The 396-nt window shown below is 54.5% G+C and carries 1 protein-coding gene; it reads left to right on the forward strand.

What is annotated here, in order from left to right; translation table 11 throughout:
• On the forward strand, nucleotides 1-209 hold a 209-nt coding region (locus tag CHM34_RS19695; RefSeq protein WP_206093866.1), incomplete at its 5' end, for a hypothetical protein.
• Nucleotides 210-396: the final 187 nt, after the last annotated feature.

Consider the following 396-nt stretch of genomic DNA (forward strand, 5'->3'; position numbering starts at 1 on the left):
CCAACAACGCTTTCCCCGCCCTGCTCGCCACGCAACCTTACCACGACGTCCACGAAGCCGTGCGCGCCTTGGTGCTGGAGCAGTGGAAGGAGGTGAGCAAGAGCGACGAGTTTGAGAGGTGCTGCGACGAGGTGAGCAGTGGAGAATGGGGCGCTGATGCTGGGAGGGCGCTGAGAGCGCTGATGCGTGCGCTTTCGACGAGTAGCTGAAGCGGCTCCACACGGCTATCTGTCTGTCGAAGAGCAAATACGCAAAGGCACACAGAAGAGTAGGGCAATAATGAATGAGCCAGGAATGAAGTTGCTTCTGATTGCACAGACGACGAAACAGACGATGCGAAGAATAAAACGATGTAGGATCTCAAGTGACGTTGAGATCGAGTAAATAGTATATACC

The organism is Paludifilum halophilum (assembly GCF_002245355.1).
Taxonomy (GTDB): Bacteria; Bacillota; Bacilli; order Thermoactinomycetales; family DSM-45169; genus Paludifilum; species Paludifilum halophilum.